The following is a 15,846-nucleotide window of genomic DNA, read 5'->3' as shown; positions in this document are numbered from 1 at the left end:
ATATGTCCGAGAAAAAACTCACCCTGCCGCTGCTCGACCCGCAGCTATTGCGCCCGGCGCTGTGGGAGGCCGGCAAGAAACTGTCGCTGCGCGCCCAACTGCGCAATCCGGTGATGGCCGTGGTCTATCTGGGCAGCCTGCTGTGCAGCGCCTTGTGGGTGCAGGCGCTGCTGGGCCACGGCGACAGCCCGGCCTGGCTGACCGGCAGCATTGCCGTGTGGCTGTGGTTCACCGTGCTGTTTGCCAACTTTGCCGAAGCGCTGGCCGAAGGGCGCAGCAAGGCGCAGGCCGCCAGCCTGAAGGGCCTGAAAAAAGCGGCGTGGGCCAAAAAGCTGGCGGCACCCCAGCGCTATGGGGCTGCCTTCAGCACGGTGGAATCGTCCGACCTGCGCAAGGGCGATGTGGTGCTGGTGCAGGCTGGCGAGACCATTCCCTGCGATGGCGAGGTGATTGAAGGCATCGCCTCGGTGGATGAATCCGCCATTACCGGCGAGTCCGCGCCCGTGATACGCGAATCGGGCGGCGACTTCAGCTCGGTGACCGGCGGCACCCGCGTGCTGTCCGACTGGATGGTGGTGCGCGCTACCGTCAACCCTGGCGAAACCTTCATCGACCGGATGATTGCCATGGTGGAAGGGGCCAAGCGCGGCAAAACCCCCAATGAAGTGGCGCTGACCATCCTGCTGCTGGCGCTGACCCTGATCTTTTTGCTGGTTACCGTCACCTTGCTGCCGTTTTCACTGTACAGCGTCAACGCCGCCGGCAGCGGCGACGTGGTGTCGCTGCCGGTGTTGCTGGCGCTGCTGGTCTGCCTGATTCCCACCACCATTGGCGGCTTGCTGTCGGCGATTGGCGTGGCCGGGATGAGCCGGTTGATGGCGGCCAATGTGATTGCCACCTCAGGCCGGGCAGTGGAAGCCGCAGGCGATGTGGACGTGCTGCTGCTGGACAAGACCGGTACCATCACCTTTGGCAACCGGCAGGCGTCGGCGCTGCTGCCGGCCGCCGGCGTCAGCCAGCAACAACTGGCCGAAGCCGCCTGGCTGGCGTCGCTGGCCGACGATACGCCAGAAGGCAAAAGCCTGGTGGCGCTGGCGGCGCAACTGACCCGCGCTGCCGACAGCGGCATGCTCGCCGCACTGCAACGCGGTGACACCCCCGCCGACAGCAGCTTTGTGCCGTTTACCGCGCAGTCGCGCATGTCCGGGGTGAATGTGGCAGGCCGGCAGATCCGCAAGGGCGCGGCAGATGCCATCCGCCGTCAGGTGGAAATGGCCGGCGGCCAGTTCAGCCCGGCGCTGCAGCAGCAGGTGGACAGCGTGGCCAGCCGGGGCAGCACCCCGCTGGTGGTGGCCGAAGGCGCGCAGGCGCTGGGCGTGATCGAGCTGAAAGACGTGGTCAAGCCAGGCATTCGCGAACGCTTTGCCCAGCTGCGCCAGATGGGCATCCGCACGGTGATGATTACCGGCGACAACCGGCTGACGGCAGCGGCAATTGCTGCCGAGGCCGGCGTGGATGATTTTCTGGCCGAAGCCACCCCGGAAGCCAAGCTGGCGATGATCCGCGACTACCAGAAACGCGGCCAGCTGGTGGCGATGACCGGCGACGGCACCAACGACGCTCCGGCGCTGGCGCAGGCCGACGTGGCGGTGGCAATGAATAGCGGCACCCAGGCCGCCCGCGAAGCCGCCAATATGGTCGATCTGGATTCCAGCCCGACCAAGCTGATCGAAGTGGTGGAAATCGGCAAGCAGATGCTGATGACCCGTGGCGCGCTGACCACCTTCAGCCTGGCCAACGATGTGGCCAAATACTTTGCCATCATCCCGGCGGCGTTTGCCGCCACCTATCCGCAGCTGAACCTGCTCAATGTCATGGGCCTGAGCAGCCCGGCGTCGGCCTTGCTGTCGGCGGTGATGTTCAATGCGCTGATCATCATCGCGCTGATTCCGCTGGCGCTGAAGGGCGTGCGCTACCGGGCGCTGGGCGCAGCAGCCCTGCTGCGGCGCAATCTGCTGGTATATGGCGTGGGCGGGCTGCTGCTGCCGTTTGTCGGCATCAAGGCCATCGACCTGCTGCTCACCCTGCTGGGCTGGGTGTAGCCTGGCGCAGCCAGGCTGCATGCTGCACTGCATTGACTTTCACAAGGAAACCATCATGTCCCCTACACCATTTCTGGCTGTGTGTTCTCCCGCCCTGCGCGTGCTGGCGCTGCTTAGCCTTGTGCTCGGGCTGGCTTATCCGCTGCTGGTCACTGCCCTGGCGCAAAGCCTGTTTCCCCACCAGGCCAATGGCAGCCTGGTGCAGACCAATGGCCGGGTGATCGGCTCCAGCCTGATTGGCCAGTCGTTTACCCAGCCGCATTGGTTCTGGGGGCGTCCATCCGCCACGGCGGAACAGCCGTATCAGGCCATGGCCTCCGGGGGCAGCAACTGGGGCCCCAGCCATCCGGAACTGGCTCAGGCCGTGACGGCGCGCATCGCGGCACTGCGGGCGGCGGGGCCGGTGCCTGCCGGCCCGGTGCCGCTGGATCTGCTGACCGCATCGGCCAGCGGGCTGGACCCGCATATCAGCCTGGCCGCCGCTTTGTATCAGGTGCCCAGGGTGGCACAAGCGCGCGGGCTGGATCCGGTTCATCTGGCCGGACAGGTGCGCCAGCTGGCCGAAACCGCCTGGTTTGACGACGGCAACCCCAGCTTGCGCCGGGTAAATGTGCTGGCACTTAACCAGATGCTGGGGCAGCCATGAGTGTGAGTGATGCGCCGCGCCCGGACCCAGACGCCCTGCTGGCCGCGCTGCCGCGCCGGCGTGGGCGGCTCAAGCTGTTTTTTGGTGCCGCCCCCGGCGTGGGCAAAACCTACGCCATGCTGGCCGAAGCGCAGGCCAAGCACGCCCAGGGGCTGGATGTGCTGATTGGCTGGGTGGACACCCATGGCCGCGCCGACACCGAGGCCATGCTGGCCGGCCTGGCAACCCTGCCGCGCAAGGCGCTGGCACATCGCGGCAAAACCCTGGCCGAATTTGACCTGGACGCGGTGCTGGCCCGCCAGCCGGCGCTGGTGGTGGTGGACGAGCTGCCGCACAGCAATGTCTCCGGCAGCCGCCACCCCAAACGCTGGCAGGACGTGGAAGAGCTGCTGGCTGCCGGCATTGACGTGTACAGCGCAATGAATGTGCAGCATCTGGACAGCCTGAACGATGTGGTCAGCCGGGTAACGGGCGTGGCGGTCAGCGAAACCGTGCCGGATGCGGTATTTGACCATGCCGACGAAGTGCAGCTGGTGGACCTGCCGCCAGACGACCTGCTGCAGCGGCTGGCTGCCGGCAAGGTGTACCTGCCCGAGGTGGCCGAGCGTGCCGCCGGGCATTTTTTTCGCAAGGGCAATCTGATTGCCCTGCGCGAACTGGCGCTGCGCCGGCTGGCCGACCGGGTGGACGGCCAGATGCGCGCCCAGCGCGCGGTGCAAAGCCGCCCACCGGTGTGGGACACCTCGTTTGGTCTGTTGCTACATTTACCCGCCGATGGCTGCGACGACGCCATTCGCCAATGCCTGCGCCTGAGCCGGGCGCTGGCCGCCCCCTGGCATATGGTATGGGTGGACGACGGTCATGGCGACACCCGGACGCGGGCCCAGGCGCTGGCGGCGTTGTCGCGTGCGGCGGAGCAAGGTGCCACCACGCTGGTGCTGTCCGGCCCCAGCGCCGCTTCGCTGCTGGCTGACTACGCCCGGCGGCATAATCTGTCACTGCTGGCGCTGGGCGCTGGCCAGGCCCGGCTGGCGCAGGCGATGGCCCGGCAGGCACCGGAGCTGAACGTGCTGTGGCTGGCGCAGGCTGCGCCGCGCCGGCGGCGCTGGCTGCCCACGGCTGCCCTGCCGCCGCTGGGCTGGCAGGGCAGCCTGGCCGCCGCTCTGCTGTGCGCGGCCATCACCCTGCTGGCGCTGCCCCTGCGCGGGGTGCTCGACCCGACCAATCTGGTGATGTTTTACCTGCTGGGCGTGCTGTGGGTGGCGGTGCGCCATGGCCGTGGCCCGGCAGCGCTTAGCGCGGTGCTGTCGGTGGCGTTGTTCGATTTTTTCTTTGTCCAGCCGCATTTGTCGTTTGCGGTGTCCGACGTCGAATACCTGATTACCTTTGCCGTGATGCTGATTGTCGGCCTGGTGGCCGGGCAGTTGGTGGCCAGCCAGCAACACAGCGCCGCCCGCGCCCGCCAGCGCGAGGCGCACACCCGCACCCTGTACGAAATGGCCAGGGCGCTGGGCTCGGCGCTGCTGGCCGAGCAGGTCAGCGACATCACCACGCGGTTTTTGCACAGCAGCCTGGACGCCCGCGTCAGCCTGTGGCTGCCCGACGCCGACGATGGCCCGCTGCAGCCGCATGCCACGCTCAATCCGGAAGGCGATCCGGCGATTGTGCGCTGGAGCTACGACCACACCGAAGCCGCCGGTCAGGCCACCCACACCCTGCCCACCGCGCCGTGCCTGTATCTGCCGCTGAAAGCGCCCATGCGCACCCGTGGCGTGCTGGTGATTGCCCTGCCCGACCCGGCCCAGCTGGCCGACCCGGACAACCGCCGGCTGTGCGAGGCGGTGGCCGCGCTGGCGGCGCAAACCCTGGAGCGGCTGCACTATATCGACGTGGCCCAGCACACCCTGGTGGCGATGGAGTCCGAACGCCTGCGTCATTCCTTGCTGGCGGCGCTGTCGCACGACCTGCGCACCCCGCTGACCGCCTTGTCCGGTAACGCAGAAACCCTGTGCAATAGCTTGCGCCGCGCCCAGCGCCCGGAAGCCGAGCAGGCCGGCCTGCTGCTGGACGACAGCCGGCGCATGGCCCGGCTGGTGACCAATCTGCTGGAAATGGCCCGACTGCAAGCCGGCGGCGTTACCCTGCGCCAGGACTGGCTGCCCGCCGACGAGCTGATCGGCAGCGCCCTGGCCGCGCTGGGCAGCAGCCTGGATGCCCACCCGGTGGAGATCGACGTGGCCGCCGATTGCCCGCTGCTGTACGGCGACCCGCTGCTGCTGGAGCGCCTGCTGGTCAATCTGGTGGATAATGCCAGCAAATACAGCCCATCCGGCAGCCCGATCTGCCTGTCTGTCGCCCGTGAGGACAACTGGATTGTGCTGCGGGTGGCCGACCACGGCCCCGGCCTGCCCGGCGGCGACCCGGCCCGGTTGTTTGAGGCGTTCAGTCGCGGCGAGCGTGAATCCAGCATCAGCGGCGTGGGGCTGGGCCTGGCCATTTGCCGCACCATTGCCGAGGTTCACCATGGCCGCCTGGCTGCCGCCAACCGGCCACAGGGCGGCGCGTGCTTTACCTTGTGGCTGCCGCTGACCGATGCCCCAGTGCTGGATTTTGACCCGGAGAACTGCCCCGATGACCCCTGCCACCCTGCTGCTGATTGAAGACGACGCCGCCATCCGCCGCTTTGTCCGGCTGGCGCTGGAAGAACAGGGCCACCGCGTGCATGAGGCCGACACCCTGGCGCGCGGCCTGGTGGAGGCCGGCGCGCGCCAGCCCGACCTGCTGATTCTGGATTTGGGCCTGCCCGATGGCGATGGTGTTGATCTGTTGCGCGATGTGCGCGGCTGGAGCGACGTGCCGGTGCTGGTGCTGTCGGCGCGGGTGGATGAAAGCGATAAAATCCTGGCGCTGGATGCGGGTGCTGATGATTACCTGACCAAGCCGTTTGGCGTGGGCGAGCTGCAGGCGCGGGTACGCGCCCTGCTGCGCCGCCGCCCTGGCGACGCCAGCCCGGCCAGCAGCGTGGTCACCCTGGGCGACCAGGTCAGCGTGGACCTGCGCACCCGCCAGGTCACCCGCAACGGCGAGCCGGTTCACCTCACCCAGCTGGAATACCGCCTGCTGGGCGCGCTGATTGCCGAACGCGGCAAGGTGCTGACCCACCGCCACCTACTCAAGGCGGTATGGGGGCCCAATGCGGTGGAGCACAGCCACTATCTGCGCATTTACATGGCCCACCTGCGCCAGAAACTGGAAGCCACCCCCGCCCGCCCGGCGTTTTTGCTCACTGCAACCGGGGTGGGCTACCGGCTGGCGGCGGGGTAGAGGGCGCGGATGAATTCAGCAAAAACAATTTTGCTGAATTCATCCGCGCGTCCCAAGAGCAAGGGCTGACCCTGCTCAGGCCTGATACGGGTTTTCCAGCCCCTGCATCAGGCCCACCATGAAGGCGCGTACCTGGTGCTCGTCGCAGCCCATCAGGATGGCGTCTTCCAGCGCATCCTGGGCCATCTGGCGCAGCTCTTCCAGATTTTCGTGCATGACCTTGATCTTTTCGACACAGGCCACCGGCTGGCCGTCCGGGTCACACCAGACGGGAAAGGTCATCGTGCTCATCGCTTTTTCTTGTGAGAAGGTTTCACTGCCGCCTTGCCCTTGCTGCTGCTGGCGGCGCGATACTTGCTGTTGGCCTTGCTGCTGGCTTTATCGCGGCTTTTGCCTTTCAGCGTCTTGCCCGATTCAGCCTTGCCGGCTTTCAGCGTGTATTGGCTGCCCTTGGCGTTTTTCCCGGCCTTGGCCGCTTGCTTTTCGGCCTTGGCAATCGTCAGCTTTTCTGCCTTGCACTTGGCGGTGCGGGCGTTGCGGCTGCTCTTGCACGCAGCAGACAGCACCGGCACCTTCACCACCGGCTCACGGTCGCGGCCCAGCGTGGCGTGCACGCGGTTGCCACTGGTCAATGCCGCCACGCCACCGCCCAGCAGGGCGGCTGCACCAGCGTCGGCCAGTGTGCCCGATCCGGCTTCATCCGGCTGGGGCTTGCGTGGCAGGCTTTCGGCGCGTTTGATGTCGTCGCTGATGCCACGCGGCACCACACCGCCAGCGCCCTTGGCCATGCGCCGGGCACCATTGAAGCGGCCACTCCAGTAGCTGGCGCTCAGGCTGGCGATTTCAATGTTCTTGCCGGTGCGCGGGGCGTGGATAAAGCGGCCATTGCCCAGATACAACCCGTTGTGTGAGTAATTGAAGCCACGGGTGTTGAAAAACAGCACATCGCCGGGCTTGAGCTCATCGCGGCTGACCGGATGGCCCACCTGGGCCTGCTCGGCGGCGCTGCGCGGCAGATTTACCCCGGCAGACTGAAAAATATAGCGAATGAAGCCACTGCAATCAAAGCCGTTGACCGGGGTGTTGCCGCCAAAGCGGTAAGCAATCCCCATCAGGCTGACAGCTTGCAGAATCAGATCCCCCACGGCCCCTTCACCCGGCGCTGATACATGCGGGGCGTCGGCAGCCGCAGGCGTCCGACCGGATTTTCCGGTAGGTTCAGCCTCGGTGTCGGGTGCCGCATACGCGACTGGCATGAGAAGGGCACACAGCAGGGCTAGCGTGCGGACGGTCAATTTCATAGACTGCACTCTAATCGAAGGATGTCTGCGCTGTAAAGCCGCGTTGTCCATGCTGTTGCCGGTCTATCGCCTGTATTGGGCGGGAATGTTTTCATGTTGAAAGAAACCTTGGTCGCCATGCGCGACCTGCCGCGCCTGCGCGAAATCAGCGCCATTTTGATCCGCCACGGCCTGGGCGAGTTTGCCCAGCGGCTGAAACTGCCCAAGGCCATGGAGCGCGCCACCGAATGGCTGCGCGTGCCCTTGCCCGATCCGGAAGAATTTATCGAAACCCCGGTGCGGGTGCGCCGGGCCTTTGAGGAGCTTGGCCCTACCTTTATCAAGTTCGGGCAGATTTTATCCACCCGGGTGGACGTGTTTCCGCCTGACTGGATTGCCGAATTTGAAAAACTGCAAACCGATGTCCCGCCGCTGCCAGAAGCGGTGCTGCTGCCGTGGCTGGCCAAGCAGCTCAATGGCGACCCGCACACGGTGTTTGCCGAGTTTGACTACACCCCGATTGGCAGCGCCTCGATTGCCCAGGTACACCGCGCCCGCCTGCACGATGGCACGCCGGTGGCGGTCAAGTTGCGCCGGCCTGGCATTGCCGAAACCATCGAGGCCGACTTGCGTATCCTGTCGCACCTGGCCTACTTGGTGGAGCTGGAATTTCCCGACGTTCGGCGCTATCAGCCGGGGGAAATGATCAATCAGTTTGCCAAATCGCTGCGCCGCGAGCTCGATCTGGCTGCCGAAGCGCGCAATATGGAGCGCTTTGCCCAGCATTTTGCCCACGACCCGGTGATTGTGGTGCCCAAGGTGTACTGGGAGCTGACCCACGCCCGGCTGAATGTGCAGGACTTTATCGAAGGCATTCCGGCCAGCCGGCTGGACCTGGCTGACGCTGCCGGGCTGGACCGCACCCTGCTGGCCTCGCGCGGGGCCGATGCGGTGCTGAAAATGATTCTGCTCGACGGGTTTTTTCACGCCGACCCCCACCCTGGCAATGTATTTTTCCTGCCCGACAACCGCATTGTGTTTATCGACTTTGGCATGGTGGGCCGCCTGTCGGCCAGCCGGCGCGACGAGCTGGTGGACTTGCTGGCGGCGTTGTCACGGCGCAATGAGCGCGGCATTCTGGAGGTGCTGCTGGAATGGACCGGCAGCGAGGCGGTGGATGAAGCCATTCTGCAGGCCGATATCGGCGAGTTTTTGTTTCAGTACGATCAGGTGCAGCTGAAAGACCTGAACCTGTCGCAACTGATCAACGACGTGATGGCGCTGATGCGCGACCACTCGATCATGCTGCCATCGGACTTGTCGATGCTGTTCAAGGCGCTGATCACCCTGGAAGGCTTTGCCCGGCAGATCAACCCGTCGTTCCAGATGGTGGAGCACCTGACGCCGTTTGTGCGCAAGATCATCATCGACCGCTATACCCCGGCCACCCTGCTGGAAAAAGGCGGGCGCACGCTGATGGACCTGCTGGGCATGGTGGGCGGCCTGCCCAAGGACTTGTCGCGGTTTGCCAAGGAAGTGCGCCGGGGCAAGTTTCGCATTGACATCGACGTCAAGCGGCTGGACCACTTTGGCCAGCAACTGGACAAAAGCGCCAACCGTCTGACCCTGGGCATTGTCACCGGCTGCCTGATTATTGGCTCGTCGATTGTGATGACGGTGAAAGCCGGGCCGATGCTGTTTGGCCTGCCCATGCTCGGGTTTCTGGGGTTTGTGGTGGCGTTTCTCAACAGCCTGTGGCTGATGGCGTCGATCTGGCGTTCGGGCAAGGATCTGTAAACCCGCCTGGGCAACGCCCATTCAGCGCGAGGACGGCGTGTCGGTGTCAGAGGGGGGCGCTTCGGTCGATTCCGGTGGCGTGAACGCCCGGCAGGCGCGCTGTAAAAAATCCAGCTGCTGGCGGTAGGCCCGGCAGCCGGGGCAGTAGCTCAGGTGCAGGCGCAAGCCCAGGTTCTCGCCCAGCTTCAGCGGGCGGTCCTGACGCAGCGACATCAGCCAGGCGGCGTGTTTGCAGTTCATGCCGCCTCCTCGCCAAACCAGCGGGTTTGCAGGCACAGGCGCAACCCCTGGCGCGCCCGGTGCAGGATCACCCAGCAGTGATTCGGGGTGATTTCCAGATGGGTGCAGATTTCCGGGGTATCCAGGTCAAGAAACTCGCGCATCATGAACACCCTGGCAGTGGCCTCGGGCAGATGGGTCAGGCAGGCTTCAAATACGGTCCAGAACTGGCGCTGCTGCAAGGAAGCGTCCGGGTCGCTCCATACCGGCGGACGGTCGTCGGCATTCCAGTGGCCACTGGCGTCAAACTGGGCGTCAAAATCGTTGTCGTCGTCAGTGTCCAGCGGGGTCAGGTACACCCGACGGCGCTGGCGGCGGATTTCGTCAATCAGCTTGTGCTTGAGAATGCCAAACACCCAGGTGCGCACCGCCGCCCGGCCAGCAAACCGCTCCGGTGCCCGGCTGGCGGCCAGCAGCGCTTCCTGCACGGCATCTTCGGCGCTGTCGGTGTCCTGGTTCAGATACAGCTGGGCAAAACGCAGCAGGTCACGGCGCAAGCCCGCCAGAAAACCGGCATCCTGCAACAGACTGGCGGCTTCCTGGCCACCGACAGAAACACTCATGCTGGATTCCTGATCAAATTGATGTCTCCAAGCGCGCTGCGCTCAGGGTTTGGGCGATGCCCCCGCTGCCGCAGGCTGCGCCGCCCCGGCATTGTCCAGTGCGGCGGGGGGCGATGGCAAGGCCGGCAGATCCAGCGTATGGTGCACGCGCACCCGGCCCAGCCCGGCAATCTGGTGGGTCAGCGCATGCAGCTGATACGCCAGCGCTTCACGCTCGGCCTGATTCTGACAGGCGTGTGGATCCAGCACGGCTTCCAGCTCGATTTCACCATGCAGATAATGCAGCTTGAGCGACACCTGGGCGCGCACGGTGTCGTCCAGCACCTCGCTCAGCGCCTGTTCAATCCGCTGGCGATGCGGCAGTGCCAGCATCTGCGCCGAATGGCCGCTGTCGTCTTCCGGGTCGATGTGTACCAGCACATCCAGCACCCGGTGCGCCTGCAGCACATGTTGCCGGGCAATGGCCGCAATATAATGCCCTTCCGACACGCTGATATAGCCGTCCACCAGCAAATGGGCGTCCACCATGGCCAGGTCGCCCATGCGCCGGGTGCGCAGATCGTGTACCCCGCGCACACCGGGGGTGGCCTTTAGCGTGGCGCGGATGGCGTCCAGTTCGTCTTCGCTCAGGCCACGGTCCATCAGGTCAGACAGCGCCGACCAGCTGAATTTCCAGCCCATATGGCCAATCATGAAACCCACCAGCGCCGCCGCCAGCGGATCGAGCCAGCTAAAGCCGAGCAGATTGCCCGCCACGCCGATGCCCACCACCAGCGACGACGCTGCATCAGAACGGGCGTGCCAGGCATTGGCCACCAGCATGCTGGATTTCACTGCCTCGGCCACCCGCAGCATATAGCGAAACAGCAGCTCCTTGCAGACCAGCGCCAGCCCGGCCACCCACAGCGCAATGCTGTGTACCGCCGGAATCTGGCTGGGGTCCTGGATTTTATGCCCGGCAGACCACAGCATGCCGGCACCCACGCTCAGCAGCAGCATGCCAATCACCAGCGATGCGGCGGTTTCAAACCGGCCATGGCCATACGGATGGTTGGCGTCGGCTTCGGCGGCGCTGTGGCGGTTGGCAAACAGTACGACAAAATCCGACACCAGATCCGACAAGGAATGAATCCCGTCGGCCACCAGCGCCTGGGAATTGGCCCAGAAGCCCACCACCACCTGCACCGACGACAGCAGCACATTGACCGCCACGCTGACCCAGGTGCTGCGTTGCGCGGCAGCCTGGCGCAGGGCGGAGGGAGCTTCTTCGCGCGGATCAAACGAATGGGAATGCGTCACAATATAATTTCCATGTAAATCAAATGGTTGGCCATTGTGACACAGCTTAATGAATTTTCGCTTATGAAGCGCCAGCAGGAAGACGTGCGCGCCAGCTCAATAAAACACCGCTAGCCACACCGTGTCCTGCTCTGGGTCGGTCCAGTCCACCCGGTGTTTTTCATGCGCGGCAATATGCAGATAATCCCCCGCCTGCAAGGACACCATGCGCTGGGCAAATTCCAGCCGCGCCGCGCCCTGAATCAGCAACACCCACTCGGCCTGATCCTGGTCGTACCAGAAATCCGGTGCGGAATGCTGCCCTCTGGACACAATCCGCTCGATGCGCAGGGCAGCATGCTGGAGCAGGGTATCGACTATTTCATCCGGCATGGCGGTGGGCAACGGGGACAGCAGATTGGCGGCAGACATAACATCCTGTTCATCGAAAGGCGCGCCTGAGCGCATACTCAGGCCTGAATTGGCAATCCCCGCTATTGTGCCCAACCCGCACCAGGGTTTCCAGGGCCGTCTTCCGCGCCGGCATGCGCCGGAGCCACCCCGGCAGACCGGGCTTCTGCTGCTGCTTTCACACACACTTTCCCGTGCATTCCCCCAAAGCGGGCCTTCTGTGCCACGTTTGCCCGGCAAAACGTAGCCAGTGGCCGCAACATGCATTACCATGACATTCTTAGCAGGATAATAAACCCAAATGTCATTTTTATAGGCATGTGTCACATCCTGCCATGCCCTTGCCCAGGGTGCTGGGAGGCTGCCTCCGGCACACCTGACTATCGTGGTTCTCATCTATCTGTTCAATGAGGAAAAGGCCCAATCCGTCATGAGCCATTACCAACGTATTGCCTGCTTGTGCACCGAAGCGGTGGACACGCTGTATGCCTTGGGCGCCGAAGAGCATATTGCCGGAATCTCCGGCTTTACCGTCCATCCACCGCGCGCACGCCAGGAAAAGCCCAAAATCAGCGGGTTTTCATCGGGCAAGCTGGAGCGCATCCTGGCGGTGGAGCCCGACCTGGTGGTGGGCTATTCTGGCCTGCAGGCCGAGCTGTGCCGGGATCTGTCCAAAGCCGGGGTGGAAGTGCTGCTGTTCAATCAGCGCACCTTGTCTGGCATCCTGCGCATGGTGCGGGTGCTGGCCGCGCTGGTGGAGCGGGAAAAACAGGGCAATCTGCTGGAAATCACCCTGCACACCCGGCTGGACATGGCGCGCACCCAGGCCAAGCTGTGGGATCTGGTCGGCTGGCGGCGGCCCGTGGTGTACTTTGAAGAATGGAACGAGCCGCTCACCACCGGCATTGGCTGGGTGTCCGAGCTGATCCAGCTGGCTGGCGGGGTAGACGCCTTTGCCGAACTCAGCCAGGGAGCCAGCGCGCGCGAGCGCAAGATTGCCGACCCCGACGACGTGGTACGCCGCCAGCCCGACATTATTGTCGGCTCCTGGTGCGGCCGGGCGTTCAAGGCCGACGAAGTGCTGGCCCGGCCCGGCTGGGCGGAGATTCCCGCCGTGCGCCAGGCTGAGCATGGCATGGTGTGTGAAATTCCCTCCAGCGACATTCTCGCCCCAGGTCCGGCGGCAATTCAGCATGGTTTGAGTCAGCTGCAACAGCTGATTGGTCGCTGGCATGCCCACCACCACGGTACACTGGCGGAATGACGCCAACAGACTTTCCTTTTTCGATGTTGATGGTGCAGGGTTGCACCTCGGATGCCGGCAAAAGCACCCTGGTGGCCGGCTTGTGCCGGCTACTGGCGCGCGATGGCGTGGCGGTGGCACCGTTCAAGCCACAAAACATGGCGCTTAACAGCGCCGTCACCGTCGATGGCGGTGAAATTGGCCGCGCCCAGGCGCTACAGGCACAGGCCGCCGGGCTGGCCGCGCACAGCGACTTCAACCCGGTGCTGCTCAAACCCAGCAGCGACACTGGCGCACAGGTGATCATCCATGGCCGCGTACGCGCCGACATGTCTGCCCGCGACTACCACCACTATAAAACCACGGCCATGCAGGCGGTGCTGGAATCGTTTGCCCGCCTGCGCCAGCAGTACGCCTGTGTGGTGGTGGAAGGGGCCGGCAGCCCGGCGGAAATCAATCTGCGCGCGCGTGACATTGCCAATATGGGCTTTGCCGAAGCCGTGGACTGCCCGGTGATTCTGGTGGCGGATATCGACCGTGGCGGGGTGTTTGCCCACCTCACCGGCACGCTCGATTGCCTGTCGGCCAGCGAGCGCGCGCGCGTGGTGGGCTTTGTCATCAACCGTTTTCGCGGCGACATCCGCCTGCTGCAAGGCGGGCTGGACTGGCTGGAAGCCAAAACCGGCAAGCCGGTGCTGGCAGTGCTGCCGTATCTGCACGGCCTGATGCTGGACGCCGAAGACGCCATCCAGGCCGAGCAGCGCGGCGAAGGGCTGAACGTGGTGGTGCCAGTGCTGCCGCGCATCAGCAATCACACCGACTTTGACGCCTTGCGCGCCCATCCCGAGGTGAATCTGCAGTTTGTTGGCCCGGATGCGCCCAAGCCGGCGGCGGATCTGGTGATCCTGCCCGGCAGCAAGCACACCCGCGCCGATCTGGCATTTTTGCAGGCGCAAGGTTGGCCGGACTATCTGCGCCGCCATTTGCGCTATGGCGGCAAGCTGATCGGCATTTGCGGCGGTTACCAGATGCTGGGCCAGCAGATTGCCGACCCCGACGGCCACGAAGGCCAGGCTGGCAGCAGTGCCGGGCTGGGCCTGCTGGCAGTGAACACCACACTGGCCGCCAGCAAGCAGCTGCGCCAGGTCAGTGGCCAGTGCAGCTTTGCCAATGCGCCAGTCAGCGGCTATGAAATTCACCTGGGCCACACCGATGGTGCCGATTGCCAGCGCCCGGCATTTGTGCTGGACGATGGCCGCACTGACGGGGCCATCAGCGCCGACGGCCAGATTCTGGGCAGCTATCTGCATGGCCTGTTCGACCATCCCCAGGCCAGCCAGGCCTTGCTGGCCTGGGCCGGGCTGCATAGCCAGCAGCAGGTGGATCTCAACGCCCTGCGCGAAACCAGCCTGAACCGGCTGGCCGACGCCTGCCTGCCGCTGTATCAGCGTTTGCAGCAGATTGACTGCCGCACGCGCTGAGCGGTGTGGCACGCCATGCTCGAAGTGACGCCCGGCAAACCGGGTGTCACCCCCAACACATGACCCGGTGCGCGGCAAGCCCCGCCGTTCAGGGCGGGGAAGGATAGCGCGGACGGCGTAGCCGTCCTTGCCGTCGATGGGGATGGGCTGTATAAAAACCAGTATGCAACGCCTTCAAGCCTACAAATACGAACTGATGCCGACCGGCCAACAGCAGCGCGACATGCGCCGCTTTGCTGGCTCGTGCCGTTTCGTGTTCAACAAGGCGCTGGCGTTGCAGAAGGCGCGCTACGAGCGTGCAGAGAAGAAACTGGGCTATGCGGGCCTGTGCAAGCTGCTCACCGAGTGGCGCAACAGCGCGGAGACAGCATGGCTGGCGGATGCGCCGGTTCATCCGCTGCAACAAACGCTCAAGGACCTGGAGCGCGCTTACGCCAACTTCTTCGCCAGGCGGGCCGACTTCCCGCGTTTCAAGAAAAAGGGCCAGTCCGACAGCTTCCGTTATCCAGACCCGAAACAGATCAAGCTCGACCAGGCCAATGCCCGAATCTTCCTGCCCAAGCTCGGCTGGCTGCGCTACCGCAACAGCCGGGAAGTGTTGGGTGCGGTGAAGAACGTCACCGTGAGCCAGTCTTGCGGCAAATGGTTCGTGTCGATCCAGACCGAACGCGAGGTCGAGCAGCCAATTCCAAAGGGCGGTACAGTCGGCATCGACATGGGTATTGCACGGTTCGCCACGCTCTCGGATGGCACGTTCCATGCCCCGCTCAACAGCTTCAAGCGACACGAAGCCCGCTTGCGCAAAGCGCAGCAGGCCATGAGCCGCAAGACCAAATTCAGCAGCAACTGGAAAAAGGCGAAAGCCCGCGTCCAGCGCATCCATTCCCGCATCGGCAACGCCCGCCGCGATTATCTGCACAAAGCCACAACCACGATCAGCCAAAACCACGCGATGGTGTGTATCGAGGACTTGCAGGTGCGGAATATGTCCAGGTCGGCGGCAGGTACAACCGGGCAGCCGGGCAAGAACGTTCGAGCCAAGTCCGGCCTGAACAAAGCCATCCTCGATCAAGGATGGGCCGAGTTCCGCCGCCAACTGGACTACAAGCTGGCGTGGAACGGCGGGCATCTCATTGCCGTGCCGCCACGCAACACGTCGCGGACGTGCCCTGCCTGCGGCCATGTGTCGGCGGACAACCGGCGCACACAGGAACGGTTCGAGTGTGTGGAATGCGGTTTTAAGGAAAACGCCGATCTGGTCGGCGCGATCAACGTGCTTCGCCACGGCGAAGCGCTACTGAGTAGCGAAGGGCAGGACGATGCCCGGATCGCCTGTGAAGTGAGCGGTGCAGTCATGCCGCCAGCAGCAGGAACCCGCCGAAGCGACTCATGCCGGCTTGATGCCGGGATGAGCGCCGTAGGAATCCCCCGACTTTAGGCGG

At 64.6% G+C, this 15,846-nt stretch carries 14 protein-coding genes; 8 read left to right on the top strand and 6 right to left on the bottom strand.

Features of this window, described 5'->3' with window-relative positions:
• Window positions 1-2 precede the first annotated feature (2 nt).
• The 4 genes from kdpB to kdpE are packed head-to-tail and all read left to right on the top strand — an operon-like array spanning window position 3 to window position 6,072.
• Window positions 3-2,102 carry a potassium-transporting ATPase subunit KdpB gene (gene kdpB, locus BXU06_RS08360; RefSeq protein ID WP_077298595.1) on the top strand — a complete coding sequence of 700 codons (2,100 nt, stop codon included), beginning with the start codon at window positions 3-5 and terminating at the stop codon, window positions 2,100-2,102.
• A gap of 55 nt (window positions 2,103-2,157) precedes the next feature.
• Window positions 2,158-2,748, top strand: coding sequence for a potassium-transporting ATPase subunit KdpC (gene kdpC, locus BXU06_RS08355; protein ID WP_150125155.1), 591 nt, complete (start codon window positions 2,158-2,160; stop codon window positions 2,746-2,748).
• Window positions 2,745-5,408, top strand: a complete 2,664-nt coding sequence (locus tag BXU06_RS08350; RefSeq protein WP_216352560.1) for a DUF4118 domain-containing protein — start codon at window positions 2,745-2,747, stop codon at window positions 5,406-5,408. The genes kdpC and BXU06_RS08350 overlap by 4 nt, the downstream gene beginning before the upstream one ends.
• Window positions 5,380-6,072 (top strand): two-component system response regulator KdpE, encoded by a 693-nt coding sequence (gene kdpE / locus BXU06_RS08345; RefSeq protein WP_077298591.1) that lies wholly within the window; start codon window positions 5,380-5,382, stop codon window positions 6,070-6,072. The genes BXU06_RS08350 and kdpE overlap by 29 nt, the downstream gene beginning before the upstream one ends.
• Window positions 6,073-6,147: 75 nt before the next feature.
• On the opposite strand, the gene BXU06_RS08340 is transcribed toward kdpE, so the two are convergent.
• Both BXU06_RS08340 and BXU06_RS18605 read right to left on the bottom strand, forming a co-directional pair.
• A complete protein-coding gene (locus BXU06_RS08340; RefSeq protein ID WP_077298589.1) occupies window positions 6,148-6,363 on the bottom strand; it encodes a hypothetical protein in 216 nt (71 codons plus the stop codon).
• Window positions 6,360-7,217 (bottom strand): C40 family peptidase, encoded by an 858-nt coding sequence (locus tag BXU06_RS18605; protein WP_253189553.1) that lies wholly within the window; start codon window positions 7,215-7,217, stop codon window positions 6,360-6,362. The genes BXU06_RS08340 and BXU06_RS18605 overlap by 4 nt, the downstream gene beginning before the upstream one ends.
• A 249-nt stretch (window positions 7,218-7,466) precedes the next feature.
• Between BXU06_RS18605 and BXU06_RS08330 the strand changes: the two genes are divergently transcribed.
• Entirely contained in the window at window positions 7,467-9,149 is a 1,683-nt protein-coding gene (locus BXU06_RS08330; RefSeq protein WP_077298585.1) for an AarF/ABC1/UbiB kinase family protein, read from the top strand.
• Between the two features lie 21 nt (window positions 9,150-9,170).
• On the opposite strand, the gene BXU06_RS08325 is transcribed toward BXU06_RS08330, so the two are convergent.
• The 4 genes from BXU06_RS08325 to BXU06_RS08310 form a co-directional block, all read right to left on the bottom strand.
• Complete coding sequence (locus BXU06_RS08325) at window positions 9,171-9,389, bottom strand: zf-HC2 domain-containing protein (RefSeq protein ID WP_077298583.1); 219 nt, start codon at window positions 9,387-9,389, stop codon at window positions 9,171-9,173.
• A complete protein-coding gene (locus BXU06_RS08320; protein ID WP_077298581.1) occupies window positions 9,386-9,991 on the bottom strand; it encodes a sigma-70 family RNA polymerase sigma factor in 606 nt (201 codons plus the stop codon). The genes BXU06_RS08325 and BXU06_RS08320 overlap by 4 nt, the downstream gene beginning before the upstream one ends.
• A 42-nt stretch (window positions 9,992-10,033) precedes the next feature.
• Complete coding sequence (locus BXU06_RS08315) at window positions 10,034-11,290, bottom strand: cation diffusion facilitator family transporter (protein ID WP_077298579.1); 1,257 nt, start codon at window positions 11,288-11,290, stop codon at window positions 10,034-10,036.
• 96 nt (window positions 11,291-11,386) lie between these two features.
• Entirely contained in the window at window positions 11,387-11,701 is a 315-nt protein-coding gene (locus BXU06_RS08310) for a cupin domain-containing protein (RefSeq protein ID WP_077298577.1), read from the bottom strand.
• Between the two features lie 409 nt (window positions 11,702-12,110).
• Between BXU06_RS08310 and BXU06_RS08305 the strand changes: the two genes are divergently transcribed.
• The 3 genes from BXU06_RS08305 (at window position 12,111) to BXU06_RS08295 (ending at window position 15,842) form a co-directional block, all read left to right on the top strand.
• Window positions 12,111-12,944 carry an ABC transporter substrate-binding protein gene (locus tag BXU06_RS08305; protein ID WP_077298575.1) on the top strand — a complete coding sequence of 278 codons (834 nt, stop codon included), beginning with the start codon at window positions 12,111-12,113 and terminating at the stop codon, window positions 12,942-12,944.
• A 23-nt stretch (window positions 12,945-12,967) separates the two neighbouring features.
• Complete coding sequence (locus BXU06_RS08300) at window positions 12,968-14,404, top strand: cobyric acid synthase (protein ID WP_253189552.1); 1,437 nt, start codon at window positions 12,968-12,970, stop codon at window positions 14,402-14,404.
• Between the two features lie 163 nt (window positions 14,405-14,567).
• Window positions 14,568-15,842, top strand: coding sequence for an RNA-guided endonuclease TnpB family protein (locus tag BXU06_RS08295; RefSeq protein ID WP_077298573.1), 1,275 nt, complete (start codon window positions 14,568-14,570; stop codon window positions 15,840-15,842).
• Window positions 15,843-15,846 lie beyond the last annotated feature (4 nt).

It is taken from the genome of Aquaspirillum sp. LM1 (assembly GCF_002002905.1).
Taxonomy (GTDB): Bacteria; Pseudomonadota; Gammaproteobacteria; order Burkholderiales; family Aquaspirillaceae; genus Rivihabitans.
The sequence above is the reverse complement of the archived record's forward strand: the minus strand, read 5'-3'. Positions and strand labels throughout refer to the sequence as shown.